The sequence below is a fragment of the Providencia sp. PROV073 genome, assembly GCF_033688125.1.
Classification (GTDB): domain Bacteria; phylum Pseudomonadota; class Gammaproteobacteria; order Enterobacterales; family Enterobacteriaceae; genus Providencia; species Providencia hangzhouensis.
The window spans coordinates 3,589,920-3,616,907 of sequence record NZ_CP096353.1 but is presented as its reverse complement, the minus strand read 5'-3'; the positions used below and the strand labels follow the sequence as shown (position 1 = coordinate 3,616,907).

Annotated in this window: 27 protein-coding genes, 1 other RNA gene and 1 pseudogene; 7 read left to right on the top strand and 22 right to left on the bottom strand. The window is 41.5% G+C overall.

Annotated features, from left to right (window positions below; genetic code table 11):
- The first annotated feature begins 5 nt into the window (after positions 1-5).
- Positions 6-728 carry a monofunctional biosynthetic peptidoglycan transglycosylase gene (gene mtgA, locus M1F17_RS16515; protein ID WP_153673829.1) on the top strand — a complete coding sequence of 241 codons (723 nt, stop codon included), beginning with the start codon at positions 6-8 and terminating at the stop codon, positions 726-728.
- 63 nt (positions 729-791) lie between these two features.
- Here the strand turns inward: mtgA and dolP are convergent, their stop codons facing one another.
- From dolP to M1F17_RS16495, 4 genes are all read right to left on the bottom strand, one after another.
- The gene (dolP, locus tag M1F17_RS16510; RefSeq protein WP_318837073.1) at positions 792-1,367 is read right to left on the bottom strand and encodes a division/outer membrane stress-associated lipid-binding lipoprotein; all 576 of its coding nucleotides are present in this window, start codon (positions 1,365-1,367) and stop codon (positions 792-794) included.
- A gap of 9 nt (positions 1,368-1,376) precedes the next feature.
- Complete coding sequence (gene diaA, locus M1F17_RS16505) at positions 1,377-1,967, bottom strand: DnaA initiator-associating protein DiaA (protein WP_004908326.1); 591 nt, start codon at positions 1,965-1,967, stop codon at positions 1,377-1,379.
- 116 nt (positions 1,968-2,083) lie between these two features.
- Positions 2,084-2,464 (bottom strand): YraN family protein, encoded by a 381-nt coding sequence (locus tag M1F17_RS16500; RefSeq protein WP_004258211.1) that lies wholly within the window; start codon positions 2,462-2,464, stop codon positions 2,084-2,086.
- 39 nt (positions 2,465-2,503) lie between these two features.
- The gene (locus tag M1F17_RS16495; protein ID WP_318837072.1) at positions 2,504-4,204 is read right to left on the bottom strand and encodes a penicillin-binding protein activator; all 1,701 of its coding nucleotides are present in this window, start codon (positions 4,202-4,204) and stop codon (positions 2,504-2,506) included.
- Between the two features lie 61 nt (positions 4,205-4,265).
- Between M1F17_RS16495 and rsmI the strand changes: the two genes are divergently transcribed.
- From rsmI to M1F17_RS16480, 3 genes are all read left to right on the top strand, one after another.
- Positions 4,266-5,138, top strand: a complete 873-nt coding sequence (rsmI, locus tag M1F17_RS16490) for a 16S rRNA (cytidine(1402)-2'-O)-methyltransferase (protein ID WP_004258206.1) — start codon at positions 4,266-4,268, stop codon at positions 5,136-5,138.
- Positions 5,139-5,233: 95 nt separating this feature from the next.
- Positions 5,234-5,607: RNase P RNA component class A (gene rnpB, locus M1F17_RS16485), an RNA gene on the top strand.
- Positions 5,608-5,908: 301 nt separating this feature from the next.
- A complete protein-coding gene (locus tag M1F17_RS16480) occupies positions 5,909-6,985 on the top strand; it encodes a 4Fe-4S binding protein (protein ID WP_094961523.1) in 1,077 nt (358 codons plus the stop codon).
- Positions 6,986-7,123: 138 nt separating this feature from the next.
- On the opposite strand, the gene dagF is transcribed toward M1F17_RS16480, so the two are convergent.
- The 10 genes from dagF to M1F17_RS16430 all read right to left on the bottom strand — a co-directional run bounded on the left by dagF (position 7,124) and on the right by M1F17_RS16430 (position 16,308).
- Positions 7,124-7,864 (bottom strand): 2-dehydro-3-deoxy-phosphogluconate aldolase, encoded by a 741-nt coding sequence (gene dagF, locus M1F17_RS16475; RefSeq protein ID WP_004258199.1) that lies wholly within the window; start codon positions 7,862-7,864, stop codon positions 7,124-7,126.
- 1 nt (position 7,865) lies between these two features.
- Positions 7,866-8,978, bottom strand: a complete 1,113-nt coding sequence (locus M1F17_RS16470; protein WP_165879518.1) for a DgaE family pyridoxal phosphate-dependent ammonia lyase — start codon at positions 8,976-8,978, stop codon at positions 7,866-7,868.
- On the bottom strand, positions 8,962-10,101 hold the full coding sequence (locus M1F17_RS16465) for an amidohydrolase/deacetylase family metallohydrolase (RefSeq protein WP_112307577.1): 1,140 nt from the start codon (positions 10,099-10,101) through the stop codon (positions 8,962-8,964). The genes M1F17_RS16470 and M1F17_RS16465 overlap by 17 nt, the downstream gene beginning before the upstream one ends.
- Before the next feature lie 407 nt (positions 10,102-10,508).
- Complete coding sequence (locus M1F17_RS16460; RefSeq protein ID WP_004258187.1) at positions 10,509-11,159, bottom strand: DUF4310 family protein; 651 nt, start codon at positions 11,157-11,159, stop codon at positions 10,509-10,511.
- A gap of 2 nt (positions 11,160-11,161) precedes the next feature.
- Positions 11,162-11,953, bottom strand: a complete 792-nt coding sequence (locus tag M1F17_RS16455) for a DUF4311 domain-containing protein (RefSeq protein WP_004258184.1) — start codon at positions 11,951-11,953, stop codon at positions 11,162-11,164.
- A 26-nt stretch (positions 11,954-11,979) separates the two neighbouring features.
- Positions 11,980-12,276 carry a DUF4312 family protein gene (locus M1F17_RS16450; protein ID WP_004258180.1) on the bottom strand — a complete coding sequence of 99 codons (297 nt, stop codon included), beginning with the start codon at positions 12,274-12,276 and terminating at the stop codon, positions 11,980-11,982.
- On the bottom strand, positions 12,276-12,641 hold the full coding sequence (locus tag M1F17_RS16445) for an SFCGS family glycine-rich protein (RefSeq protein ID WP_004258177.1): 366 nt from the start codon (positions 12,639-12,641) through the stop codon (positions 12,276-12,278). Before M1F17_RS16445 ends, M1F17_RS16450 begins: the two co-directional genes overlap by 1 nt.
- A gap of 32 nt (positions 12,642-12,673) precedes the next feature.
- Positions 12,674-13,012 carry a transcriptional antiterminator gene (locus tag M1F17_RS16440; RefSeq protein ID WP_004258172.1) on the bottom strand — a complete coding sequence of 113 codons (339 nt, stop codon included), beginning with the start codon at positions 13,010-13,012 and terminating at the stop codon, positions 12,674-12,676.
- A 482-nt stretch (positions 13,013-13,494) separates the two neighbouring features.
- Positions 13,495-15,465 carry a BglG family transcription antiterminator gene (locus M1F17_RS16435; RefSeq protein ID WP_004258168.1) on the bottom strand — a complete coding sequence of 657 codons (1,971 nt, stop codon included), beginning with the start codon at positions 15,463-15,465 and terminating at the stop codon, positions 13,495-13,497.
- A 135-nt stretch (positions 15,466-15,600) separates the two neighbouring features.
- Positions 15,601-16,308 (bottom strand): pirin family protein, encoded by a 708-nt coding sequence (locus tag M1F17_RS16430; protein WP_094961527.1) that lies wholly within the window; start codon positions 16,306-16,308, stop codon positions 15,601-15,603.
- Positions 16,309-16,431: 123 nt separating this feature from the next.
- Here M1F17_RS16430 and M1F17_RS16425 point away from each other — a divergent pair.
- A pseudogene (locus tag M1F17_RS16425) lies at positions 16,432-17,326 on the top strand (LysR family transcriptional regulator).
- Positions 17,327-17,570: 244 nt separating this feature from the next.
- Here the strand turns inward: M1F17_RS16425 and M1F17_RS16420 are convergent.
- From M1F17_RS16420 to M1F17_RS16400, 5 genes are all read right to left on the bottom strand, one after another.
- The gene (locus M1F17_RS16420; protein ID WP_004258158.1) at positions 17,571-17,966 is read right to left on the bottom strand and encodes a DoxX family protein; all 396 of its coding nucleotides are present in this window, start codon (positions 17,964-17,966) and stop codon (positions 17,571-17,573) included.
- A gap of 237 nt (positions 17,967-18,203) precedes the next feature.
- Positions 18,204-18,503: a YqjK-like family protein gene (locus M1F17_RS16415; RefSeq protein ID WP_004258151.1), complete on the bottom strand. Its 300-nt coding sequence runs from the start codon at positions 18,501-18,503 to the stop codon at positions 18,204-18,206.
- The gene (locus M1F17_RS16410; protein WP_004258148.1) at positions 18,490-18,897 is read right to left on the bottom strand and encodes a phage holin family protein; all 408 of its coding nucleotides are present in this window, start codon (positions 18,895-18,897) and stop codon (positions 18,490-18,492) included. The genes M1F17_RS16415 and M1F17_RS16410 overlap by 14 nt, the downstream gene beginning before the upstream one ends.
- 6 nt (positions 18,898-18,903) lie before the next feature.
- Positions 18,904-19,209 (bottom strand): DUF883 family protein, encoded by a 306-nt coding sequence (locus tag M1F17_RS16405; RefSeq protein WP_004258145.1) that lies wholly within the window; start codon positions 19,207-19,209, stop codon positions 18,904-18,906.
- A gap of 236 nt (positions 19,210-19,445) precedes the next feature.
- A complete protein-coding gene (locus M1F17_RS16400) occupies positions 19,446-20,114 on the bottom strand; it encodes a DedA family protein (RefSeq protein WP_004258110.1) in 669 nt (222 codons plus the stop codon).
- A gap of 614 nt (positions 20,115-20,728) precedes the next feature.
- Between M1F17_RS16400 and M1F17_RS16395 the strand changes: the two genes are divergently transcribed.
- Both M1F17_RS16395 and sstT read left to right on the top strand, forming a co-directional pair.
- The gene (locus tag M1F17_RS16395) at positions 20,729-21,688 is read left to right on the top strand and encodes a TerC family protein (protein ID WP_004258103.1); all 960 of its coding nucleotides are present in this window, start codon (positions 20,729-20,731) and stop codon (positions 21,686-21,688) included.
- A 265-nt stretch (positions 21,689-21,953) separates the two neighbouring features.
- Complete coding sequence (sstT, locus tag M1F17_RS16390; protein WP_004258100.1) at positions 21,954-23,207, top strand: serine/threonine transporter SstT; 1,254 nt, start codon at positions 21,954-21,956, stop codon at positions 23,205-23,207.
- A 75-nt stretch (positions 23,208-23,282) separates the two neighbouring features.
- Here sstT and M1F17_RS16385 read toward each other — a convergent pair whose 3' ends face one another.
- The 3 genes from M1F17_RS16385 to M1F17_RS16375 form a co-directional block, all read right to left on the bottom strand.
- Positions 23,283-23,843: a carbonate dehydratase gene (locus tag M1F17_RS16385; protein ID WP_004258097.1), complete on the bottom strand. Its 561-nt coding sequence runs from the start codon at positions 23,841-23,843 to the stop codon at positions 23,283-23,285.
- On the bottom strand, positions 23,833-24,750 hold the full coding sequence (gene folE2, locus M1F17_RS16380; protein WP_094961529.1) for a GTP cyclohydrolase FolE2: 918 nt from the start codon (positions 24,748-24,750) through the stop codon (positions 23,833-23,835). The genes M1F17_RS16385 and folE2 overlap by 11 nt, the downstream gene beginning before the upstream one ends.
- A 151-nt stretch (positions 24,751-24,901) precedes the next feature.
- Positions 24,902-26,923, bottom strand: coding sequence for an NADPH-dependent 2,4-dienoyl-CoA reductase (locus M1F17_RS16375; RefSeq protein ID WP_094961530.1), 2,022 nt, complete (start codon positions 26,921-26,923; stop codon positions 24,902-24,904).
- Positions 26,924-26,988 lie beyond the last annotated feature (65 nt).

Genomic DNA, 26,988 nt, shown 5'->3' with positions numbered 1-26,988 from the left:
TTTGAATGCGAACTATTGTTTCTAGATTATGGCACTGGTTAAAGAAGATCACATTTTCATTACTTGTGGTGTGGATTTGTTCAGTCATTTTATTTAAATACATACCAGTGCCTTTTTCTGCAGTTATGATTGAACGGCAAGTTAGTGCATGGATAAACTTAAATTTTTCTTATGTATCTCATTCTGAATGGGTAGATGAAAATCACATTTCTCCGTATATCTATTTAGCAGTAATTGCAGCGGAAGATCAAAATTTTCCTCATCATTGGGGGTTCGACCTTGATGCAATTGAGCGAGCTTACAAACATAATTTGAGTAATAAACAAACAATTAGAGGGGCTTCAACTATCTCACAGCAGACAGTAAAAAATGTGTGGTTATGGGATGGAAGAAGTTGGTTAAGAAAAGGCTTAGAGACAGTAATGACCCCTGTTATGGAGCTTTTATGGTCAAAGAAAAGAATACTGACCGTTTATCTTAATATAGTAGAGTTTGGTGATGGTATTTTTGGGGTCGAAGAGGCTGCAAATAAATTCTTTAATAAGCCTGCTAGCAAGCTTTCAATGAGTGAGGCTGCACTATTAGCTGCGGTTTTGCCTAATCCTCATAGATATAGTGTAAAAAACCCATCTTCTTATGTGCTCAAAAGGCAAGCTTGGATCTTGAACCAAATGCACTTATTGGGAGGTAAGAATTATCTGAAAATAAACCAGTTGATGAACGAATAAGAAAAAAGCCATGGTTTTTAACCCACGGCTTTTGTTTTTATAACAATATATTATTGTTTATGATTAATTAAGATAAGTGAAAGCAGTCGTTACTCGACGAACACCATCTGTTTCACTAGCGATTTTCGCCGCTGCATCTCCTTCTTGCCTTGTTAATACACCTAGCAAGAAAACCTCACCGTTTTCAGTAATGACTTTCACACTACCAGATTTAACGCTATCACTCGCGAGGATTTTAGATTTAACTTTGGTTGTTAACCAAGTATCTTTTGAGGCTGTACCTAAATCAACAGGCTCACCACTACGGACTTCATTATAAACTGCGATGGTGCCATCAACTTTAGAGGCTATTTGTTTTGCTCGTTCAGCCCAAGCCATATCAGGGCTTTGGCCTGTTAGCAGAACATTTCCTTTATAAGCGGTTGCAATGATACGAGCCTTGCCTGTAATTTCTTTATCTTTGTTCAGTTGCCCACTAACTCGAGCTTCTAAGGTGCCATCGTCAACTTGTTGACCAACTGTACGAGGGTCAGTTGCGCTTTTTGTTGCAACAGCAGCGGAACCGACTACAGCAGCACCAATACAACCTTGTAATAGAATAGTACTAATGACTATGGCAAAAACCGGAATTAATCGCATTTTATCTCCTTAATCGTCCTGATGTGGGAAAAGAGTATTATCTATGAGGTCACATAGACAATTTACAGTAAGAAGGTGAACTTCTTGAATTCGAACACTTCGTTGGGATGGAATACGAATTTCAACATCTTGGGGGCCAAGTAAACCTGCGAGTTCCCCTCCGTCATAACCTGTTAGGGCGACAATTGTCATGTCTCTAGTTACGGCTGCTTCAACTGCCTTAATGATATCGCTACTATTACCATGGGTTGAAATTGCCATCAAAACATCACCATGTTGACCTAATGCTCTAACTTGTTTCGCATAAATTTCAGAAGGCTGCTTACTACCCGAAATCGCAGTTAACACTGCATTATCTGTATTAAGTGCTAAAGCGGGTAAGCTAGGGCGTTCGGTTTCAAAGCGATGGATCATACTTGCAGCAAAACGTTGTGCAGTAGCGGCAGAAGCACCATTACCACAACATAAAATTTTGTTGCCATTGAGTAGAGATTGAACCATCATCATCGCGGCTCTTGAAATGGCATCAGGCAGCGCTTCAGCAGCTGCTATTTGAGTTTGTATACTTTCAGTGAAGCAAACTTTTATTCGGTCTAGCACGAGTTTTTCCTTTGTCGCCTCGATATAATTCAAATTATTTTTGTATATTGCCATTATATTTGAATTATAGCTTTGTTGACTGCATGATCAGCGTATAAAACTGATTATATCATTTGTTAATAAATATCATTTTCGTTGAATGCATTTTGTATCCAGTCAAATTGGTTTCCCGTGATGGCGCAGATATCAAAACGGCATGCACTGGTTTCAAAACTTTCTTGCCTTTGTGAGAGCCAATATTTGGCAGCAGCTAATAGTTTTCGACGTTTGTGCCAGTTTACTGATAAAAGTGCATCTCCGTAATCACAATTCTTGCGAAACCGAACTTCAACAAATACCCAACCTGTATTATCTCGCATGATGAGGTCGATTTCTCCGCCTCGGTTCCTTGCATTACGTTCAACAAATGTTAATCCCTGCTGTTTCAGGAATGCGAGCACTTGATTTTCATAGTACCGGCCTGTTAACCATTGTATGGCTTTTGGCATAATTTTCATGACGTCCTTGTCTGAAAAAAAATGAAGTATTCAGTGATGTTATTGTGAGGAAACCACTTTGCCTTGTTTAAATTGCAACCAAGGTAATTCTCGGAACACTACACAGTTTGGTGTAGTACTCAAGGTTCCTGATGCACCATTGATACGAAATTGTCCCGATTGCTGTAGTTTGTCGTAATTGTTGGCTAAAGACCATGCGTCAATACCCATGGCATATAAGCGGAATAAAGAGTAATCATTGTTCAGCTTTTGTTGGGCTTGTTTACGTAAGTTATTGTTTGCACCTGCGAGTAAAGGGATTTCGCTAAATTTAACGCCATCCATTTCAAAGCGGTAGTCTGCGCCAGATCCAGCTTGGTTACTGCGAGAGCTTGCATAAAGCGAAGGGCGAGAACGAGAACTAATTGCCATTTCAATCATTGGCTTGATTAAGGTCAGCTCATCACGAGTGGCAACAATATAAACGCCGTCAATCGCACCAGTTGAATCGACATATTGTGAGTCTATCGATTGTATTCCGGTATTCACAGGCGTTCCTGTCATACGGATACCTGCGCCGCGATTAATCGACTCTTTTAAAGAAGGGACAGACCCAAAGGTTTGCATTAAAACGGTCCCGCCGCCTTTTTCTTGCCACCCTTGTGCAAAGGCTTTGGCTATCCTATCACCGAAAGCATTAGCGGGAACTAGTACCAATGGCATTTGCTTACCTTCAGCTTTCATGTAAGCGGCAGCATTTTGTGCCTCATCTTCTGGCGATAATGAAAAATAGCAAAGATTAGGTCGAGGCTGTAATTGGTTCGCATCAAGCTCATTGAGAGCGAGCACACTAACAGGCGCTCCCATTTGGGTAATAACTTGAACGTCACTTTTTAATAATGGCCCAACAATAAGATTGAAACCTTCATTTTTCGCTTGTTCAATAAGCTCAGGCATTTGCTTGTTTGTGGTATCAAACACTTTGACGCTTTGGGTATTCACAGGGGCGGCATCAATACGCAAAGTTGATGTCACCACGTCGCTATCGCTAGAAGTGGGAGCATTACCTGTTGTTGCTGCAACTTGTTCATAAATTTGGTCAAGCACATCATTTCCACTACTTGGTGGCGGTGTTATGGCTGTTTGAGTAGCGGGCCCTTGAGGCAGGCCTTTTTGTGCATCCATAAAGCCTTGCATAATCGCTTGACCGAATACTTGTCCTTGCCCGCTCATGGGTAAAAACAATGCAATCTTAGGGTTTTTGCCCACTTGAGGTATCATGGCTTGTTGCAAAAGAGTCGGCGTTGTCATCACTCCAGGGTTATTCGAGTAACGCATTTTCCAATCGTTATAGCCTGCAAGTAAAGCATCTGTGTCGTCTCGGTTGTTTTGATAAATATCTAAAAGATCGACCCAGCCTTGGAGAATATTTTCATCTGTCCCAATTCCATGAATTTGTTCTGGCGTTAACTGTGTTAACATCTGCCATAACCCATCAATATTAGCTTGGCGTTCAGCGGCTGTTTTTAATAAAGGTTCTTGGCTAATGTAGGCCCTTATCGCCTCCATTGAAGGCTTACCTTGTGCAGCATCAATGATTGCTTGGTAACGGCTAGCATCATCAGATGTGCTTTGCTCAGGCGTTTTTTGGGTTGACGGAAAGTATTCCGAGACAATTTGGCACCCTGACAGTGCAAATGTGGACAGCATTGCTGTGCAGATTAACCCTTTTTTCAAATGCAAAAAAATTGAAGGACGCATACTGTATCCAATGGTGTATTTTTCAATTGCTTAATTTTAAACCGGCTATTCGGATGAAACAATGAACCAACCTAATCAAGCTGTGGTTATGGCATCCACGCTGTATATTGTCCCTACCCCAATTGGTAATATGGGGGATATAACGCAACGCGCGTTGGATGTTCTTAAACATGTTGACCTTATTGCAGCAGAGGACACTCGGCATTCAGGCATTCTATTACAGAATTTTGCGATAAATGCGCGGTTGTTTGCTCTGCATGATCATAATGAACAGCAAAAGGCAGATCAATTAATTAGTCGACTTCAACAAGGTGATAGTATCGCATTAGTCTCCGATGCGGGTACACCTTTAATTAATGATCCAGGTTATCATCTAGTTAATCGTTGCCGCGAAGCGGGTATTCGTGTCGTACCTTTACCGGGTGCCTGTGCTGCTATTACCGCGTTATCAGCAGCGGGTTTACCCTCAGACCGTTTTTGTTATGAAGGTTTTTTACCCGCTAAAACAAAAGGGCGTAAAGATGTTTTACAATCTCTCGAACAAGAAACTCGCACGCTGATTTTCTATGAATCAACCCACCGTTTGTTAGACAGTTTAGCAGATATGGTGGAAGTCTGGGGACCGGATCGCCATGTTGTTTTAGCACGTGAAATTACGAAAACGTGGGAGTCCATTGAAGGCCGCCCAGTGGGGGAATTACTCGCTTGGGTAAAAGAAGATGAAAACCGTCACCGTGGCGAAATGGTGTTGATTGTCGAAGGGTATAAAAAGCCAGCGGATGACTCCGCAGTTTCCCCTGAAGTGGTGAGAACATTAAATTTATTACAAAAAGAATTACCCCCTAAAAAAGCGGCTGCAATCACGGCTGAAATTTATGGTCTCAAGAAAAATATGCTGTATAAGTTGATGCTTGATAATCAAAGTGATGAATGATTTTTGGGCAAATACCACGATTTGATTGATATAAGTGGTAAATTGCCCACGTTAGAGTCTGTACAAGCAACAACAAAGTGCCTATAATTCGCCGCGGAGTTGGCCAGACAACCGCTGCTTTATCGTAGTCCCTTCGGGAGACGGGTAGAGGGGAGGAAAGTCCGGGCTCCATAGGGCAGGGTGCCAGATAACGTCTGGGAGGCGCGAGCCTACGACTAGTGCAACAGAGAGCAAACCGCCGATGGCCTGTTTACAGGATCAGGTAAGGGTGAAAGGGTGCGGTAAGAGCGCACCGCGCGACTGGCAACAGTTCGTGGCACGGTAAACTCCACCCGGAGCAAGACCAAATAGGGGTTCATATGGTGCGGCCCGCATTGAACTCGGGTAGGTTGCTGGAGCCAGTGCGCAAGTGCTGGCCTAGATGAATGGTTGTCCATGACAGAACCCGGCTTATCGGCCAACTCCCATTTTTTCGTCATACTTCAAGCTGTGCCTGTGTTGGCTTCATTCGTCAATCCTAGTCACATACTTGTGTATGTTCCTAGGGATTTCCTCATTTTGCCGCCTTGGCACAACTCGAATTATTTAGAAAAAATCATAATCTTTTGATTTAATATAAAAATACTTCTCTTCTTTCTTTTCTGGCTTGTCTTCATCATTTGATACATCAAGTCATTAACGTCACAACCCTCTGATGCAAATCAATACGCTATGTGAATATGTAATTACAATAGTGGTATTTATAATGCATGTTAAAGAGATGTGCGTAGATGATAAAGAAATCACGTGTAAGGTACCAACGTCGCCCAGGTACAACTGGGGGAAAACTCCCTTGGAATGATTGGCGAAATGCATCAACATGGCGTAAATTTGTACAGTTCACGCTATTGGCAATCAATATTTATATTGGAGTTACCTTCTATTACTGGGTACGATATTACGAAACTGGAGGGGCGACAATTCACCTTCCTCGCCCTGGTGGAATTGAAGGTTGGCTGCCGATTGCGGGGTTAATGAATTTAAAATATACCTTGGAAACGGGGAGTTTTCCGCCAATTCATGCGGCCTCAATGTTTTTATTAGTCTCTTTTATTGTGATTAGCTTACTGTTCAAAAAAGCATTTTGTTCATGGATGTGCCCGATTGGCACAATATCAGAGTACACTGGTAAGTTAGGGAAAAAAGTCTTTCGTTATCAAAACCAAATTAGCTTACCTAAATGGCTCGATATCCCTTTAAGAGGCCTAAAATATTTGTTATTAGGTTTCTTTCTTTATATTGCATTTTCCATGTCTGCGCAGATGATCCAATATTTTATGATGTCGCCTTATGGGATCATTATTGACGTAAAAATGTTGGATTTTTTTCGTTATATTAGCTTGTTTGCGCTTATTACTGTGGTCATTTTAGTGATAGCAAGCTTGTTTATTCGTAATGCTTGGTGCCGTTATTTGTGTCCTTATGGCGCTTTGTTAGGCATTTTTTCGTTATTTTCGCCATTTAAAATTCGGCGAAATGTGGAAAGTTGTATTGATTGCGGAAAATGTGCCAAGAACTGCCCATCACGGATACCTGTCGATAAGCTAATTACTGTAAGAACGGTGGAATGTACGGGATGTATGACTTGCGTTGAGTCTTGCCCTGTTGCATCAACGTTGGATTTTTCATTGCAAGTGCCAACAAAAAAACGTCAATTTCGCTTATCGGGTTGGATGATGGCAATTCTAACCTTAGCAGTTTTATTTATTATTATTGGTATTGCTATGTATTTTGGCGTTTGGGATAGCCCAGTACCTGATAATTATTGGTTTCATATTATACCAAATGCAAGAATGATAGGTCATTGATGTGCAATAAAAAGCCCCGCTGCATACAATGATGAGCGGGGCAACTTGTTGTTTTGTCATGATGACAGATTTTGTACTGCTTATTTATACTTATTTACTCGCTTATATTTATTTTCTCACTTACTGCTTACTACCACATCAATTAACCGCTTGCTTAACCATCTGCAATAATTGACGTACATCTTCTGGGCGAGTGTTGCCCGTTTCTTTATCAATGATGGAACTATAAATATGAGGAATGATTTTTTTCACGCCTGCATCAAGGGCAATTTGCAAAATTTCAGCAAAGTTATCTAAATCAATGCCGCCTGTAGGCTCTAAAGAAAAATCAAAGTCAGCGCAAGCTTTGGCAATGGCTTTATATTCTTCAATATATGTTAATCCTTTCATATTAAAGAATTTAACTGAGTCAGCACCCATGTCTTTAAGCATCATAATGGCAGTTTCAACCGGAACAATGCCATCTGGCGCTTGAGAGCTTAGTGGGCCTGTAGAAATTTTTACCATACCTACCGTGCCTGTTGGTGATATGAGCGCATTCACGAAGGTTTCGTTTTGGCCTAATAGTGCACGGCTAATTGGTGCACCAGTGAATACTTGGTTAACGTGTTGTGGTTGAACTTCTTTTGCAATTAACGACACCATGGTTGACTGATTTGGGTCGCCAGCGCCGAGACCAACTGATAATGCATTATCGGTTTCTTGTGCATAAATGCGCATATCAGCAATTGCACTTTCTAAGTCAGGGTAATTTTTAGATAAAACACCAACAACAACAAAGGTTTCTGCTGCGGCATAGATATCTTTTGCATTTTGATGGCTGCCTGCCAGTACGTTTAAACAGACACGGTCACGATAAAAATTCGGTGACAATTTCATCTTAAATTCCTTCTACTAACAAACGAATATTCTTAGAAATAACATCAAGTTGTTCAGTGCTAACACTGCGAATGTCAGCCTCTACTTTTCCTTCGTTGGCTTTGTACTCACGGAAGTAAATCGCGGTATCGCCCTGTTTTAGCTCAGCCATGATTTGGTAAGTGGTTTTGCCTATCATTTTTTCATCAAAGCTAATTTCGGTACGGGCAATATCACGTCCTGCACCATCCCAGACGACTCGAGCAGAGATACCTTTAATGGCATTTAAATCACTGATGAATTGACTCATTCGATTAACCATCTCTGCGCCTGTTTCTTTGGTAGCAGTCAGGTACTGTTCGATAGCGAGTGTGAGCCCCAAAATACCTTCTTTACCTACTTTCATCGCACGGCCAATACCTTGGCTTTGGCGTTTTACCCACTCAATATATTGTTTTTTACCGATAACCAGACCGCTTGTTGGGCCTTCGATTGCTTTTGCTCCGCTGTAAATCACAATATCGCCCCCGGCTTGGTAGTAAGCGGTAAGTTCTTCTTCTGCTGCGGCATCAACGATCAGGGGGAGCTGGTGGTCATGAGCCACTTTGGCGGCTTGTTCCACGGTTAACATGCTTTTTTGCACGGTATGGTGTGATTTGATGTACAAAATAGCGGCTGTATTGGGGGTGATTTTTGCTGCTAACTGGGCGGCACTGCACTCATTAGCAAAACCCGCTTCGACTACTTTACCGCCACCTAAGCTTACCATTGTGTCCACAGGGGCACCAAAATTAACGTTATGGCCTTTAGGTAAAATAATTTCACGAGGAACAACTTTGTCGGATGAATGCAAATTGAGCAGTAAATCATCATCATCTTGTACAATCACCGCTGCAACAGCTTGTGCAATACCAGCAGAGGCACAAGATACAACTACCGCAGCTTCAACATTTAATAGATTAGCAATATATTCGCCAGTTTTATTAACTAAGTCTTTAATTTCAAAATAATTATTTAATCCATAAGCAACACGTTCAACAACTTCTGGAGTTGGCGTTGAAACACCCAGAATTGTCATGCGGCCAGAGGCATTAATAACGTGTTTTAACTGATATTTATCATAAATCGATTGCATGTTCTGATTCACCTTGTGCATGAATAATGTGTTTTCCACCGACGATAGCAGCCAATGGTACGAAGCGGTGAGTGCCTATACGGTGTTCGCCTTCTGCATCCGTGAGCTCTGTTTGCTCTTCTTTAAGGTCAAAAAGGGTTATGTCGGCGTCAAAGCCCGGCCTTAAATAGCCTTTTGCGGGTAACGATAAGAAGTTGGCGGCTTTTTCGGTAACGCAGCGAAGCACTTGTTCCGCACTAAAGCCCATACACAGAAATTTGGTCATCACAAAAGCGAGGCTATAAACAGGGCCATTAACGCGGTTGCGGTGGTAAATATCGGAACTGATGATGTCAGGGTAAGTACCAATGCGCATCGCTTGCTCTGCAACTTTAAAGCTAAAGCTTTCACCGCCATGTCCAACATCTAATATGACACCCCGTGCGAGTGCGCGAGCAATTGATGGTTTTAGGTAGCCATCTTCGCCTAAAATCTTATTGGGTTTGCCATTAAAGCAGTGAGTGATGATATCGCCGCGCGTCAGTAAATCAGCGACTTCATCAATATCCGGCGGGTTGTTGCCAATATGCACCATGAGTGGAAGATGGTGTTTTTTCTGCATTTCTTTAGCTTTAACCAGAGGGGTAATGCCATTTTCACCAACCACGCTTTTACTCATACGGGCTTTCATACCAACAACAAAGCCGGAGTGGCGCTCGATAGCGTCTTGAAAGCAGGCTTCATTGATGTTGTTCATATCCGACAATTCATTTTGCGCAATGATGCCAATACGTGAAATATTTAACAGAGAAAAGACATTCGTTTTTGATTTCTGGGTGAGCTGATAAAATTTATCAATATCATCAGCACCGACACTACCTGCATCAACCAGTGAGGTAACTCCGCCAGCGGCTCCTGCTAAATCAGGGTCATCGAAGTAAATAGGTGACTCAACAAAGCAATGAGCATGAGAGTCAATCCACCCAGCACTGACATAAGTTTTTCCTTGTAGGTCAATGACTTTTTCGGCTTGCTGATTATTCGCTAATTCAGGGCCTGCCGCTTCGATTTTTCCATCTTTAATAAGAATGTCGATAATCGAGCCATCGATACGCTTACCTTGTTTGATGATTAAAGTGTACATAGTTGTCCTCTCTATACTCGATACTCGTCATACTTCAAACCGCAGCGTTGTTGGCAGCACTTCCGCTACCCTAGTCACATACTTTTGTATGCTCCTAGGGATATCGTCGTTTGCCGCCTAGCTGCAATTTGAATTATTTAGAGTATGCCTAAGTGCGTATTCTAAATGATGTCAACCACAGCGTTGTTGGCAGCACCTAGTCACATACTTTTGTATGCTCCTAGGGATATCGTCGTTTGCCGCCTAGCTGCAATTTGAATTATTTAGAGTATGCCTAAGTGCGTATTCTAAATGATGTCAACCGCAGCGTTGTTGGCAGCACTTTCGCTACTCTTTGAACTATTTCGAGTCTGTTTTTAACTTATGTTATTCAGTAACCCGGAGCATATGCCCCGGGAGAGTGTTGGTTAAGCGACGATTGGGAAGAAATAACCGAACAACATTGCACCTAAAATGGCGCCACCGGCAACGGGTTTTTGCCATACATAGAAAATCAATGCGCCAATTAAAGAGCCAATTCCGATTGGAATGGATGCGGCCATCGCAGCTAAAATAATTAATGGACCTAAGAAACGGCCAGAGGTATTACCCGCACCCATCATGACGTCAGCACCAAAGGTTGAGTTAGCCTGAGCAATCGTGAATTTACGTGCAAATACAATCAGTAAGCCGATTAATACGCCAAGGAATAAGCCAGTTAGTAACGACATCCAGAAGTTAGTGACTAAAAAATCCCAACCAGCGGCTAAAAATAAGGCGGGAACACCGAGGCCAATACCGGTTTGCAGTGCACCACCGATATCTAAAATACCGACCAATGAACCTTCGATGATCCTAGCAAATAAGAAACTTGCACCAAATGCTGCGACTGCGCCATAAACCCCGGTATCTAACCCTGCACGTAACATGGCGACGAACGCCACTTCGTTAAATGCCCCAAAACCGTAGACGACATACATGTGGGTACCTGCGAAGATCCCTGCGGAAAGCAACCCAACAAAAATCGGGAAGGACCATTCTGCGTACCAAAAATCTTGTTTGTTAATTTCTGTTGTCATGATTATTTCCCGCTCAGCAGACCGTGGACGTATTCAAGCCACAATGGTTTATCTAGGTTGAAAGAGGTGATCATCTTTAGGTCGAATTCACGGAAGAAGCCGCTGAGAACGAACAGGAGAACCACTGTTATCATCATTGTACGAGTGATACGGTTCCAGCCGTTGTCATCAACGCCTTTACCAATCAAGATACCTAAAACTAAACCAGGGATAGCATTCCCCATGATTAGCTGAGCACAACCACCAAATAATGTTGCCCAGAAACCTGAACGACGCCCTGCATCCATGGCGGCTAACCAGAAGATGACTGGCATCACGGTATTAACTAACAAGTTTGCGGCAGGCACTAGTACGTTAATGGCTGTCGTTTGTAGTGCAGCAGGAACTGCGGAAGCGGTTGTGTTTAAGAAGGCGACAACTAATGCTCCAATGATGGCACAAGCGATAGCCATTTTTTTCGGGTTATGCAGTGTGTCAGCGACACTACGGTTTTTGGTTAATAGTGCCGCCGCGCCCCAGTTTGGGATGATGCGGTGATCAACATCTTGTGTAAATGCCCCAGCAGCAACTGACGATGCCCATGCGTTAAAGAAGAACCCTAAGCCGAAAGAAAAATGAGACGCTGGGTCGCCTTCACAAGCGTTCAGCTCACCCAATGTACGGAATGCCCCCATACCTTGTACGGTTGGTGCGTGGAACATACGCGCAGCCCCTGCGCCTAAGCCAAAGCCGCAGAGCCCACCGATGATCAGGGACATGCCCAATATTTCTAAAAAAGATGCAGTTTCACTCATGGAATTAACTCCAGACCTGATTGCTATTATTGTTCTGTAAATGGTATTTCGTTGACAGAAAGTAAAGTGACATCCAGCGAAACGTCGAGTACAACACGAAAATGTTCACGTTTGCGTGGCAAAAAGAGAAAAAGAAATTTTTCTGTCCGCGAATGAGAGTGAGCACTAATCACTTCAACATCCTTTGGTTCTATCCGTAGGATGATATCTGTGCTGTTCTTCAGTACGGTTTTTTGAATTGAATTTAAGGCGTCAGCTATTGCTTTTTGCTTAGTGTCGCCTTGCCCTGTAACCCGTACAACCGTTTCGATAGATTTTTTCATTAAGCGTTGCCGTATTTTTTATTGAATGCTTTTACCAAGCGCTCGCCTAATTCTTCCTTGTCCATAAAACCGAAACCTAATACATTGCAACCGTCTGCAATCGCGGTTTCTCCCTCTTCAATAGAGCGCATCCCATAGCGAGCTTTATAGCCATATTTAGTTTGAGCGGTAATTGCGCCAGCGCCACCACTACCACAAAATGAGATGCCTAAATCGGCTTGTTCTGCGTTCATGACATCACCGAGTTTCATATCAGCAGCGACCCCCGGAACAACAACCGCTTTACCACCCGCAGCTTCAACACCGGCAGCTACTTTTTGGCCTTTACCTAAACGGTCACCGATAACAACAACTATCTGTTTCATAAAATATTCTCCAAATCCTACCAAATTAGTAATTAATCATTTGAACGTGCGACTTCAAAGTGAACAGAGAGTAAATAAGTCTCTTCAGGTGCTAATCCAGGAAGTGTGTCAACAACCCGTTGTGCGAGCACTATCGAATGTTCAGAAATTTCATCGAATAAGCTGATATCGACTTCTGGTAAGGCTTCACCCGTTTTTGCTCTACCGACCATGGCACGTAAATGAGACTCCAACATCTGTTGTTGTACATCTGTGGTGTAGCAGTCCTCCTGCTTGAGCCAGTCAGTAATCACTGCTAGCAGTTTTTGTGTCACCTCATCAATATCAAGGTTATGTTCTAACATTTTAAAAACGACAACTGATTCACTCATAACTATTTAAAATCCAAAGTAATATTGCAAGTTAGACTACTCTGTTCCTTCATGCTTAATACCTTAGTCTGTTCTTGTTCATTTTTGCAGGCAGGAAATTTCCACTTATAAGTGGAAATTGTTTGGAAATTAATAAATGTATCTTTGGTATGTTTTTTGCTCTATTTGGAAATTAAGTGGAAAAATTGACATCAGTCAACTATCTAAATAAGATGTAAATAACAATACTTTGAATAAAATGTGTTATTTATCAATTAATTATTTTTTTAATTAAAAAATGGAAACAAAAAAAGGAACTGGAAAGGGAAGTGGAAGCTATAAATGGAAATGATGTTGCGTGGGTTGTACTCGCTTCCATTTAGTCACTTTGGCCGTAAAATAGACAGTTTAGGATAGGAAAGTATTTATAAGAGTTGTGGTTAGGATCACGTAAAAGTCAGCAACTTCCACTTTTCCACTACAAAGTGGAAATTGCTATCAAGTTAGAGGATACGCGCTAAGCTATCTTTAGCTATTACTTGGAACTCATTGAAATTTTTGACACTCACTAAGCGACGTGTTGTCTTTTCTTTTACAAAGGTAACGAAAAGGTCATAAATAGCCATTGCTTCTTCATAGTCTGTTTTACTGATAGCTAATAAGAAAATGACATAAGCATTTTCTTTGGTTTCCTTATTCCACTCAATGCCTTTCGGGGCGACAACGGTTGCAACCACTGTTTTATTGGCAAGTAGACCTAAAGAGTGAGGCAATGCGATACCTTCCCCGAGCAAGGTGGAAACAATTGATTCACGCTCTTGTAGTGAAGGGTAGAAATCAGGTGTGACGTAGCCTTCTTGCTGCAATTTATTGCAAACCATTTGAAAGAGCTCTTCTTGGCTAATTTTTTCATTAATTACCATGAAGAACCGTTCATCAAAAAAGCGCTCGATAATATAAGGGCGAGTTTGATCAACCATGGCGAGGCGGCCAACTTGCTCTAGTTGATAGGGTGTTGGGAACGGCGCAATTTTAATAACAGGCTTATTTTTCTCTGAAATTCGTACAGTGGTAATCACGAAATCTTCAGAGACTTCATCCAAGGATTCATACTCTTGTAACGTTAACCCTCGGCTAAATTTGAGCTGTGGAAATTCACGCATGATTTTAGATTCAACCACGCGAAACGTGGAGTTCCCTGCATCAGTAACTACCAGTACTTCTGTTTGGCGAATGGAGCCAGCGCCATAGTTACGTTCGAGGCTGACTCCAATATGAACCGCAAGGTAACCTAGTTCATCTTCACTGATTGGGTGGGGGAGTAATTGCTTACTTGCACTGGTTAACGCGCTCAGTGTGACATCATAGGCGAACGGGTAATATTGTTTGATATCAGATAATAGCGGGTTTGGTGTGGAAATATGATACTGCAAACGGGTGATCAGCGATGCAAGATGAGTATTGAGATCTTTTTTGAGTTTTTCATCGCTCCGTAAGTCATAATTATATAACTCATTAATATAATTTAAAATATATTCACACAGCTCATTATGAGTACCACTTTTTTGCGTGCTAGAGTCTTGGTTACTAATGCGTTGGGCAACAATTTGGTCATGTAAATAGCTAAGTTCTGCCCCTGAAAGGTCATTGCCAAGAAAGTAGATTAAACCTTTGGATATTTCATCACAGGCTTTGCGGATCACTTCTTCACTGTCATCATTTTTGACGGAGGTGGTGAGTTCATGACCACGAGTGATACGCAAAATAGTCACCGCACAATTAAAAACCAGGTATAAATGCCCTTCGTTGCTAATCCGAATATCAAAGCGATTCATACTGTTATGTAAAACTTTATCGATATATGTCAGGTCTAAATTATCAAGGCAATCAGGGCGGAAAGTGGTTAAATCAGGGGTTATCTGTGCGGAATAGCGGCGCCATAAAGTTTCGGTCATACAAGCTCGAACTGCCCACTCGCTACCGTTCAAACGAATGCCTTGATGAGGGATACTTTCTAATGCAATTTGGTATTTATGAAGCTGTTCTCTCACCGCGCCCATATCTTGCTGTAAAGTGCCACGGCTGATAAACCACTCTTCAGCGATATCATCAAGTTTTACGGGGAGTGATAACATCAAGAGTTTTAATAGCAGGGCATCAATGCGCTCTTTGCTAGTGCGAGGAATCTGATTGTCTTCATCACTTTGTTGAGTAAAGGTAGCAAATAGGGCTTCGTCTTCAATTTTTAGTCGGTAACCGCGACCTCGCTCATATACAATATGAGCACTATATGGCTGTATCAATTCATTGATTTCATTGATATCAGAACGAATAGTTCGAGTAGAAACGGAGAAATTTTTGGCTAACTCGTCTTGAGGCACTACCTCATTGAGAATTTGAGCAAAAATTTGATTATGTCGCTGTTGAGTGAATAGAGCCACGGAAACACCTTTAAAATCAAAACGAAAAAGCATTTGAGCAAGAAAATGACTTGTTTTTTGCTCGCTAATGGCAGGACTCTAACACAAGCATGTCAATATGTAGGATATGTAAATCATAAAATTTGCGAATCCGTTCGCAAAATTCACTCTGCTATAGCAGGAAAAGGGCTAGCTTTGCTCTCCAAGATCGATTAATAGCCCTCTAAACGGTTTATTTACACTAATGATGACTTGATTGTCGTCTTGGATAAAAGCCCCATCATTGCAATTCATTTCTAACTGCTCGCCTTTTGGTGTACGCAATGTCGCTCCACCATGTATAGACTGAAGGAATGAGTTTTTTCCTTTTAGCGTGATCGCTGTTGACTCATTAGTTGCCAAATGAATTTGGGTGATCCAAATTTGTTGACGTAACTGAATGCTTTGACTTTCCCCGTCAGGAGATGCGATAAGTTTGTTCTCATTTTCACTAATGGCTATTTTTTGCAAAGGCAAAGATTCTTGCTGTGGGCAAGCATTTAGCCAGAGCTGTAAACGTGTCAACGGTGTTTTTGGGCACACATTTTGTTCGCTGTAGCTCAGGTCTGGGCGCGGTGAAAAACGCACACACTCACCTTCATCCGCTTGGATGGTGTTACCTAGGCTATCTCGATATTCTGCATGCCCTTTTAGGATGATATTTAAGATATCGACATGTGGATAGGTTCTTGGCTGTAGTGCATTTTGTGGCGCGATAACTTCTTGGTTCAGCACTCTGAGAGTTTTAAAACCCATAAAGTCTGGGTCAAAATAATGGCCGAATGAAAAGGAATAACGGGCTTGTAGCCAACCATAATCAGCTTTTCCGCAATGGTTAGCGGGTCTTAGTGTCATCATAATGGTTAACCCTCATTGAAAATAAATAAGTTAATAATCTATTGTTATAATAAATAGCTGGACGTTGAATTGTTAGCCAGTTAATCTGTTTCCTTTGTTCAAATTTCCTGAAAGAGAAACTTCATGAGTAAAGAGAGAGCATTAACGCTTGAGTCATTAAGGGTTATGGATGCAATCGACCGCCGTGGTAGTTTTGCTGCAGCCGCTGAAGAGTTGGGGCGAGTCCCATCTGCGCTGAGTTATACCATGCAAAAATTAGAAGAAGAGCTCGATGTCATTTTATTTGACCGTTCAGGGCATAGAACTAAGTTTACCAATGTCGGTAGGATGCTACTTGATAGAGGAAGGGATCCTACTTGAAGCCGCTGATAAGCTAACATCTGATGCGGAAGCGCTTGCAAAAGGATGGGAAACGCATTTAACCATCGTGTGTGAGGCTTTAGTTCCTGTTCATTCACTTTTTCCGCTGGTGGAACGATTGGCGGAAAAATCAGAAACACAGTTATCGTTAATTACTGAAGTATTGGCGGGAGCATGGGAACGTCTTGAAAGCGGTAAAGCGGATATAGTCATTGCTCCTGATATGCATTTTCGATCCTCTTCAGAAATTAACTCTAAATCGTTATATACCGTTAATCATATTTATGTAGCGAGCCCGGATCATCCCATTCACCAAGAACCTGAGCCGTTATCTGATGCGACTCGAGTGAAATACCGTGGAATTGCAGTGGCTGATACCGCTCGTGAGCGGCCTGTGATCACGGTGCAGTTGTTGGATAAACAACAACGATTGACGGTGTCAACGATTGAGGATAAACACAGAGCCTTGTTGGCCGGCCTTGGTGTTGCGACGATGCCGTACCCAATGGTTGAACAAGATATTCGCGAAGGGCGTTTAAAGGTGGTTGGCGCAGAGTTTAGCCATGAGACGAATATTATTATGGCGTGGCGGCGGGATAGTATGGGGGAGGCTAAGTCGTGGTGTCTCCGAGAAATCCCCAAATTATTTAGAGTGTAAACTCGTTATATTTTGAGCCGTAGGGGTGTTGGCTTCATTGAGTCACCCGAGTCACATACTTATGTATGCTCACGGGATGACTCAATTTGCCGCCTACCTACAACTCAAACTATTTAGAGTTTACGAGTAGGGTTTGCTGGTAGCGATTCAAAAGATTTAAATAAAAAAATACCTCCCGAGGGAGGTATAAGTTGGACAAACAAATAAAGTCAATAAGGTAATAAGGGTGATAATGAAATCGGAGTTACCATTTTTTATTTAATAAATGGTCAATACTAAATTTCCCTGGGCCGGTTACTGCTAATAGTAAGAAACCGCCTGCGATAGTAAAGTTCTTCATAAACATTAAACTATTTGGTGCAACGCTAAAGTCGATATGGAACAGTAGCGCCGTTAATACGGTAAAGCCTGCAGTAAATAGGGCTACAGTTCGTGTTAAGAAACCAAATAGAATGGCTAAACCGCCACCAAGTTCTAATAAAATGGTTAAAGGTAATAAAAAGCCTGGAACACCCATTGCTTGCATGTATTGTTGTGTTCCTGCGTATGCATCTCCCAGTTTTCCATACCCAGCAACAATGAACAGAATTGGCATCATAATACGAGCTAACAATACCGCACCATTTTCTAAATTTTTCATTAAGATTCTCCAGACTAATAAGCCATTAAATATAAAGTATTTGCGATATGTGTCGCTTTGTAATGTTGTTTTCAGCACAAATAGGTAAGAAAACATTTGATGGGCTTATAATAGTCATTTGCTTATTCAATAAAAAGCAAAGCTTATTAACAAAGATAGTCAAAAAAATTGAATGGTGATGAAGGGGAGCTAGCTAAAGTGAAGAGGCTTAATTTAGCATATTGATTTTAATTGAAATTACTTCTTTCCTGCATTGATCGTACTTTGAATTGTCCTTGCTATACCCCACATTGTGAAGGCTTTTTTCCCTAATTGAAGTATGCGTTTGGGTTTTTTCAGTGAATAAATCGAAAGCAGGCCTGTTGCCGCAATAAATAAAGGACGGAAGGTAACGAAGGTTTTCCATGTACGGTCATAAGGAGCGGTCACTCGTAGCCAATCTTCAGAACTTGCAGCAAGGTCGCTCCGTTGCTGCTCAATTCTGTTGAGTAACCGTTGTTTTTTTGCGGCAAGTAATTGGCGTTTATTTCTGGTCATTATCTTTACCTGCTAATGCATTCGCGTCTTGGCTTAATTGCTCCCGTGTGGAGCTCAATAAGGTAGACTGCTTTGCTTTTTTAAGAGCCCAAATAGCAAAGGTAATGGCGAGTAGGACTAAGCACCCTGTTGTTATAGCAAGTGCTTGATAACGATAAACAGGGTCAACAGACCAAAAAATAAGACCAATTAAACACATTAGGCCAAAAGCAGTAAAAAGAAGCGCTAGTCCAACTAACAATAACAACTGGATAAAATTAACTTTCTCTTCTTCGAGCTCAACGGCAATGAGTTGAAGGCGAGTTTCAACAATATTAACGGTAATACTGGCAATGCGTTGCAGTATTTCAAGGACCCCTTTACCGGGGCCCTGACGTTGTTGATTTTGTTCCATAAGCAATTAACGTTTCGCGAGAAGTACGCCAAGAACTACACCAACAGCAGCACCGATACCGATACCAGTCCATGGGTTTTCTTTGACATAGTTGTCTGCACGGCCCGCAATTTCTTTAGTTTGCTCAGTGATCCTTTCGGTGGTTTGACCGAGTTTAGCGCGAGATGAGTAAAGTACATCTTTCGCTTTGGATTTCAAGCTTTCAATCTCTTCTTTCGACTTCTCGCCTGTATCATTCAATACGGCTTCAAGAGAATCTGCTAACGCTTTTAGTTCTGCGCGTAGGTCTTCTGATGAATGATTTGATGACATATAGAACCTCCTATCAATAGAAAAGAAACTTCACTGTATTAACAATAACTGTTTTTGCATTAAGTGCAATGAGTTATTCAATAATAAATTAGGGGTTAAGAAAAAATGTAAAAAACAGTATTTATATAAATGCCATAAATATCAGTTAGTTAATTTAATTGCGGGGAGTGGGGATACTAAGACGTAAAATTAAGTAAAAATGAAAATGCGAGAACTGAGAGTTCCCGCATGGAGAATTAATTCGCTTTTTTATTTGAGAATTTTTTCTTAACGACAACAGCAATGCTACCAATTAAGCCAAGGATCAGTAGCCCTACAGGGATCAACATCAAAATGTTCATAATATGATGTTCATATTGTAGGAAAATCGGGCTTTTACCAAAGCCATAACCAATTGCAGTCAAAATTAACACCCACAGTAGGCCACTTAACCAATTGAATACTTGGAAACGACCGTTTTGCAAGCCAGCTAGCCCTGCTATTGTTGGAAGTAGTGTTCTGACAAAAGCTAAAAAACGACCAATTAACAAGGCAGCGAGGCCATGACGGTGGAACAAGCCATAAGCGCGTTGGTGGTAGTGTTCAGGTAAGTGCTCAAGCCAGCCTTTAACTATTCGTGTGTTCCCCAGCCATCGTCCTTGTATATAACCAACCCAACAGCCTAAACTGGCGCCAGCGGTTAAAATTACAATAGTGAGCGGATAACTTAATGTGCCTTTAGCGATGAGAACACCAACTAAAATCAATAAGCTATCGCCAGGTAAAAACGCTGCAGGCAACACCCCGTTTTCAAGAAACAAGATAGCGAACAGCATGAAGTAAATCGACCACACTAACGATGGGTTAGATAGGGTGACATAATCTTGGTGCCAAAGGGCGAAAAAAAGTTCTTTAACTAATTCCATTAATGTTTCCTAAACGGCAATAACAGCAACAAACTTGTTGTTGGGCAGGGAGAAATGGATTAAGTGAATGCCAAAGTGAAAGTAGTGTTTCCTCAGGCTGTTAGTGTAAAGCACGCTCACTTTAACAAAACAGAAAATAACTAAACAGTAAATTTTAAGCTTATTTTTAGAATTCATTTAAGTTTTGGCCGATTTTTACGATTTATTGCGCGGCATGGAACGATGTAAAGTGCTTAAAAATGGCGTTTAACCCGCTTTTTACCGAGAGTATGCGAAATATACTTGTTAATTTATCTTTTAATGTAAAAAAATAACGATAAAACAATAAAGGCTAATTATTGCATTTTAAGACTATTTACCGTATCTTATCGCCATAGCAAAGGGGAGTAACTTCTTCTTGTCGGTTTATCGTCATTACGGTGTACACATTACACCCGGTAGCCGAGCACCACAGTTACCTATTTTTAGGTTATTTGTGTTGTAAGTGAGACCTTGCCAGAAGGCGAGGTTTGCTCATAATTTACAACCAAAAGAAATAGCTTGTGGTTAACGAATTTTAAGCGGCTGATGTCTTCTGGATATCAGCCGTTTTTTGTTTTTTAAGGGAAAGGAAAATGCACTCAGTTGGTAACCCGATTTTATGGGGTAGTTTTGCCGTTATTATTTTACTTATGTTACTCATTGATTTGTTCTGGCAAGGGAAACACAAAGGCCAAGCAATGTCGATGAAACAAGCTGCGGCTTGGAGTATCGTGTGGGTAACGCTTTCGCTTCTCTTTGCAGCGGGTTTTTGGTGGTATCTTAATGAGAACGTAGGGCGTGAGTTTGCTGATAGCCAAACCATGGCGTTCTTAACGGGTTATTTATTAGAAAAAGCATTAGCTGTTGATAACGTATTCGTTTGGTTGATGTTATTTAGTTATTTTGCCATTCCTGCAACTTTACAGCGTCGTGTGTTGGTTTATGGAGTATTAGGCGCTATCGTACTTCGTACGATTATGATTTTTGCAGGTAGTTGGTTAGTCACACAATTTAGCTGGATTTTGTATGTATTCGGCTTGTTCTTGCTATTTACTGGTTTGAAAATGGCTTTTGCCAAAGAAGATGACTCGCCAATAACGGATAAACCGCTAGTAAAATGGGTTCGTTCTCATTTACGTATGACGGATGAATTACATGGTGAAAAATTCTTTATTAAACGTAATGGCGTCCTATTTGCGACCCCACTTATTTTAGTGCTGATTTTAGTTGAAATTAGTGACGTGATATTTGCGGTGGACAGTATACCCGCTATTTTTGCGGTGACGACTGACCCATTCATTGTTTTAACATCGAATTTATTTGCAATTTTAGGCCTACGTGCCATGTATTTCTTGTTGTCAGGGGTTGCTGAAAAGTTCTCAATGCTAAAATACGGTTTAGCGGTAATTTTAAGCTTTATCGGTATAAAAATGCTATTGATTGATATTTTCCATATCCCAACACCGATTTCGTTGGGTGTGATTGCGTCAATTTTAGTCGTGACGTTAATCATTAATGCAATTGTTAATAAACGCAACGAAGCAAAAAGTTAATTTATCTTTTTTATTTTTAAATCCTCTGCTGTAAAAAGCAGGGGATTTTTTTTTAACCCCCTGAAAACGCTCAACCATTTTGTTTATCCCATTCTACTATAAGAAACAAAACTCTATTGAGATCACAGTTATGTAAAATGTTTGTTAAACAAAGTCAATCATTGTGTATATTTTGAATAATTGCCTTTTCAGGCGACTATTATTCCTTATACTTGCTGTGCAAACACATTTAATTCCTAATAAAGATAAATAATATAGGTCTATTATGGATACAAATAAAACAGGGTTATGGCGAGTTATTAGCCAAGGTAGTCTAGTCAAACAGATACTGGTTGGCTTGATAGCGGGTATTTTGCTTGCATGGTTATGGCCATCTGCTGCAAAAAATGTCGGGTTGTTAGGGGATTTATTCGTTAGTGCGTTAAAAGCTGTTGCTCCTGTACTGGTTTGGGTGTTAGTAATGTCATCCATTGCTAACCACCGCCAAGGGCAAAAAACCAATATCAAACCTATACTGGTGTTGTATATTTTAGGAACATTTTTTGCCGCGGTTGTCGCCGTTATTGGTTCTTTCCTGTTCCCGTCAAATTTAGTCTTAGCGGTAGGTGATACACAGCTAAATCCACCGGGTAATATTGCTGAAGTGTTAAAAGGCTTGCTAATCAATATATTTGCGAACCCTATCGACGCACTGATTAAGGGCAATTATATTGGTATTTTAGCGTGGGCGATCGGGCTGGGTATTGCACTGCGCCATGCAAATGAAACCACAAAAACTTTAGTTCATGACTTTTCTAATGCAGTAACACAACTGGTACGGGTTGTGATCCGTTTAGCGCCTTTAGGGATTTTTGGCTTGGTTGCTTCCACTATCGCAACGACAGGCTTTGCAACCTTAAAAGGCTATATTCACGTTCTCGCAGTATTGATTGGCTGTATGCTGATTGTTGCTTTCATTGTTAACCCATTGATTGTTTACTGGAAAATGAAACGTAACCCATACCCATTAGTTCTCGCTTGCTTACGTGAAAGCGGGGTAACAGCATTCTTTACACGTAGTTCAGCAGCAAATATCCCTGTGAATATGGGGATGTGTCGTCGCATGAATCTACATGAAGATACTTACTCTGTTTCTATCCCATTAGGTGCAACCATTAATATGGCTGGTGCAGCGGTAACGATTACAGTACTGACGTTAGCCGCCGTACATACTCTAGGTATTCCAGTTGATATCCCAACGGCACTGTTATTAAGTGTGGTTGCTGCGGTGTGTGCATGTGGCGCATCAGGCGTTGCCGGCGGTTCACTATTACTGATCCCATTAGCTTGTAACATGTTCGGTATTTCAAATGAAATTGCGATGCAAGTGGTCGCGGTTGGTGTGATGATTGGCGTATTACAGGATTCAGCAGAAACGGCGCTTAACTCTTCAACTGACGTGTTATTTACTGCAGCGGTGTGCTTAGCGGAAGATGAGAAACTGGCTAACGCTGAAGCGCGGCTATCTCATCGTGATTAATTGTTAATTAAATATATTTTGAAAGGGCAGAGACAGCGAAAGTGAACTCTGCCCTTATTTTAGTGGGTTATTGAGTTAAAACTCATTACGTAAGCGGCGATAACCTTCGACTAACTGCACATTAGTTGCGGCAACTTCTTCTGAAAATTGCAAAGAGGCGCGGTCAACTTGCTTAAACTGAGATAAATCACTGTGGGCATTTACATGTACGCAGGATGGAATATATAAAGCAGGGGGTAGCGTTAAACCATCAACAACAGCGTTATAGCGAACAACACAGTTTTCCCCAATTTTGCAATTAAATAGAACGCTATTAAAACCAATAAATACTCGTGTAGCAATATTACAAGGGCCATGGACAATGGCACGATGTGCTATTGAAGTATGTGAGCCAATTTGTACTCCAGCCCCACTTTTAGAATGGATAACAACACCATCTTGAATATTTGAATGTGGGCCTATTACTATCGGTGACATATCCCCCTCTTCATTGAGTTCATCAGCTCGGATGACTGCATATGGGCCGATATACACGTAATCTTCAACAATGACTTTGCCACAAATAATTGCGGTAGGGTCGATATAGGCTTTTTCTGAAATAACAGGGGAGTGTCCTGATGGATTTTTACGCAGCATGAGTACTCCGTTTCCAGTGCGTGTGAACAACTGCATTATGTGCATGTAAACTTTCTTGATGCTCTATATTAATGTTCACTTCGTCATAGTGACATTGATGACGAAAAGCCATGACTAGTTTTCTCGCTGCATCTTCACAAAACATCAGGTTTTGGGCATTTGCGATAGCGAAAGCTTGTTCATCATTACGTTTAACAACAGTTTGTACAGGTGTTGAAAGCACGTTTTCAATTTGATTAATTAATTCAATGATGGGAAATATTTTATGACTAGCTTTCAACGCTATGGTTACCCATGCCCAGCTGCGTTGGCTATGTGGTGTAGCGGGTAACCCATTTTTAGCTAGCCAGTTGAAAACTTGAGTGGGATATAATGGTTGTGTCTCGTCCTCAAATTCAATAGCAAATTGTTGTTGAATCACTTGGGTACTGAGTGCCGTGGCACTAGGACATGTCGATGAATAAGGAACCCCAACTTTTAAACAGATAATAAATGATTTGTTGAAATTTGCATTTATTTCAAATGGATATGCTTTCCATCCATGCTGGTGAGAAACTAAAGAAGGGCGAGATAATAAAATATCGCCATAAAGTCGAAGAGATGACTTCGATGATACATGGCTATGGGATATTAAAATCTGCTCTAGAGCCTGTTGAATCAAATTGGGGGTTAGTTCATGCTGTGTGAGTCCATCTAAGGTCTGATACAGCCGGGACATGTGTATTCCTTTCTGTCCTTGTAAATCAGTACCGACATCAACAAGTGCGTTGATTGGACGACCCGCTATCTCAATAGGTAAAGCAATCCCTGTCATACCGACCCAGTCTAGCTTGATATTGCTATAAATATCATTTTCCTTTTGCGCATCCGGTAAAGATGAACAACGTAATTCAGTTGATACTGTCATAACCCCTCAGCCATTCTTAATTTACAAATAGTGGTTATGTTATAACATAACAATTGTTTGGGGTGAAGAAAAAGAGGTATAAATATCAGTTAGGTTAAGGAGTGCAGTTCCCCCTCAGATAAAAGGCTCACCTTAGGGGGATATGAAGAGGCTAAATCTGATATGCGGTTTTCATCCCTTGCTCAATTGCTCGGCGGGCATCCAGTTCTGCAGCAACATCCGCACCGCCAATCACATGGGCGTTGATCCCGTGTTCTGCTAGTTGTGTTTTTAATGGGCGGTAAGGCTCTTGCCCTGCACACAAAATGACATTATCAACAGGCAGGCACTGTGTTTTATCTTGATAGCGAATATGGAGCCCTTCGTCATCAACTCGCATGTATTCCACGCCATTTAGCATTTGAACACCGCGTTTCATTAGTGATAAACGATGTACCCAACCGGTTGTTTTACCGAGGCCTGCTCCCACTTTACTGTTTTTCCGCTGTAATAAATACAATTGACGAGCTGATGCCATAGGGACTTTTTGTGGGGGTAATACACCACCTTTAGAATGAATTGTGGTATCAATATTCCACTCTTTATTAAAGAGTGAATTATCTAAACTGCTGCTTTTCCCTTCTTGGGTTAGCAATTCAGCAACATCAAAGCCAATCCCTCCAGCGCCAATAATAGCGACACTTTTTCCAACAGAGCGTTGTTTGGTGATGACATCGATATAGGAAATGACTTTATGGTGCTCAACCCCTTCGAGCTGGATTTTTCGTGGGATGACACCCGTTGCAATAATGACTTCATCAAACCCCGATAAACAGTCAACATCGGCTTGTTGTTCAAGGCGTACATCAACATTCAATAATTGTAACTGGCGGCAAAAGTAACGGATGGTTTCATGGAATTCTTCTTTGCCAGGTATCAGTTTAGCGAGGTTAAATTGGCCACCTATATGGTTAGATTTTTCAAACAAAGTGACACGATGCCCACGCTTTGCCGCGTAAATTGCACAAGATAACCCAGCGGGCCCAGCACCAACAATCGCAACGGATTTACTCAGTGCGGCTTTTTCGTTGGGATAATCCATTTCCCTAACAGCTTGTGGGTTAACTAAACAACTGGCCAGTTTTCCACTAAAAATCAGGTCGAGACAGGCTTGGTTGCAACCAATGCAAGTGTTAATTTCATCTGCTCGATTTTCTGCGGCTTTACGAACAAATGCTTCATCAGCCAGAAACGGCCGAGCCATTGAAACCATATCCGCTTGGTGATTGGCAATAATATGTTCTGCAACAAAAGGGTCATTGATGCGGTTAGTGGTTATCAGTGGAATATTCACTTTCCCCATTAATTTTTGCGTAACCCAACTAAATGCACTGCGAGGAACTTGCGTTGCTATCGTCGGTACTCGAGCTTCGTGCCAACCAATACCGGTGTTGATCATACTCGCACCCGCGTTTTCAATTTGTTTGGCAAGTAATTCAACCTCTTCCCACGTTGAGCCATCTTCAACTAAATCCAGCATGGAAAGCCGGTAAATAATAATAAAGTTAGCGCCAACGGCTTCCCGTATTCGCCGTACGATTTTAATGGGAAAACGAATTCGGTTTGTGTAACTTCCACCCCATTCATCGGTTCTATGGTTGGTACGTTTGGTGATAAATTGGTTAATTAAATAACCTTCAGATCCCATAATTTCGACACCATCATAGCCAGCTTGTTGAGCTAGCTTGGCTGTTGTCACGAAGTCATCAATCGTTTTTTCAACTTCATCAGTTGAGAGTTCTCGGGGGGCGAATGGAATAATCTCTGCTTGAATAGGGCTTGGTGCAACTAATTTAGGATGCAGGCCATAACGCCCTGCATGTAAGATTTGTAAGGCGATTTTACCGTCAGCTTGGTGGACGGCATCCGTCATTTGTTGATGAAATGAAAGCTGGTTTTTATCGTTTAATACCGCGCCATGAGCGGTAAGTGCTCCTTCTGGATTGGGGGCGATACCACCGGTAATGATCAGACTGACACCATTTTCAGCGCGTAGGCGGTAAAAATGCGCTAGTCGCTCGCTGCCTTGTGGGTGCTCTTCAAGCCCAGTATGCATTGAACCCATCAAAATACGGTTTTTTAGGACGGTATGGCCTAAATCAAGCGGGGTAAAAAGGTGTGGAAAATTGCTCATTATTATACTCCCATTCGGGATTTCATTAACAGGTCAGATGAGTTAACTGTAGCGTAATGAAGCTG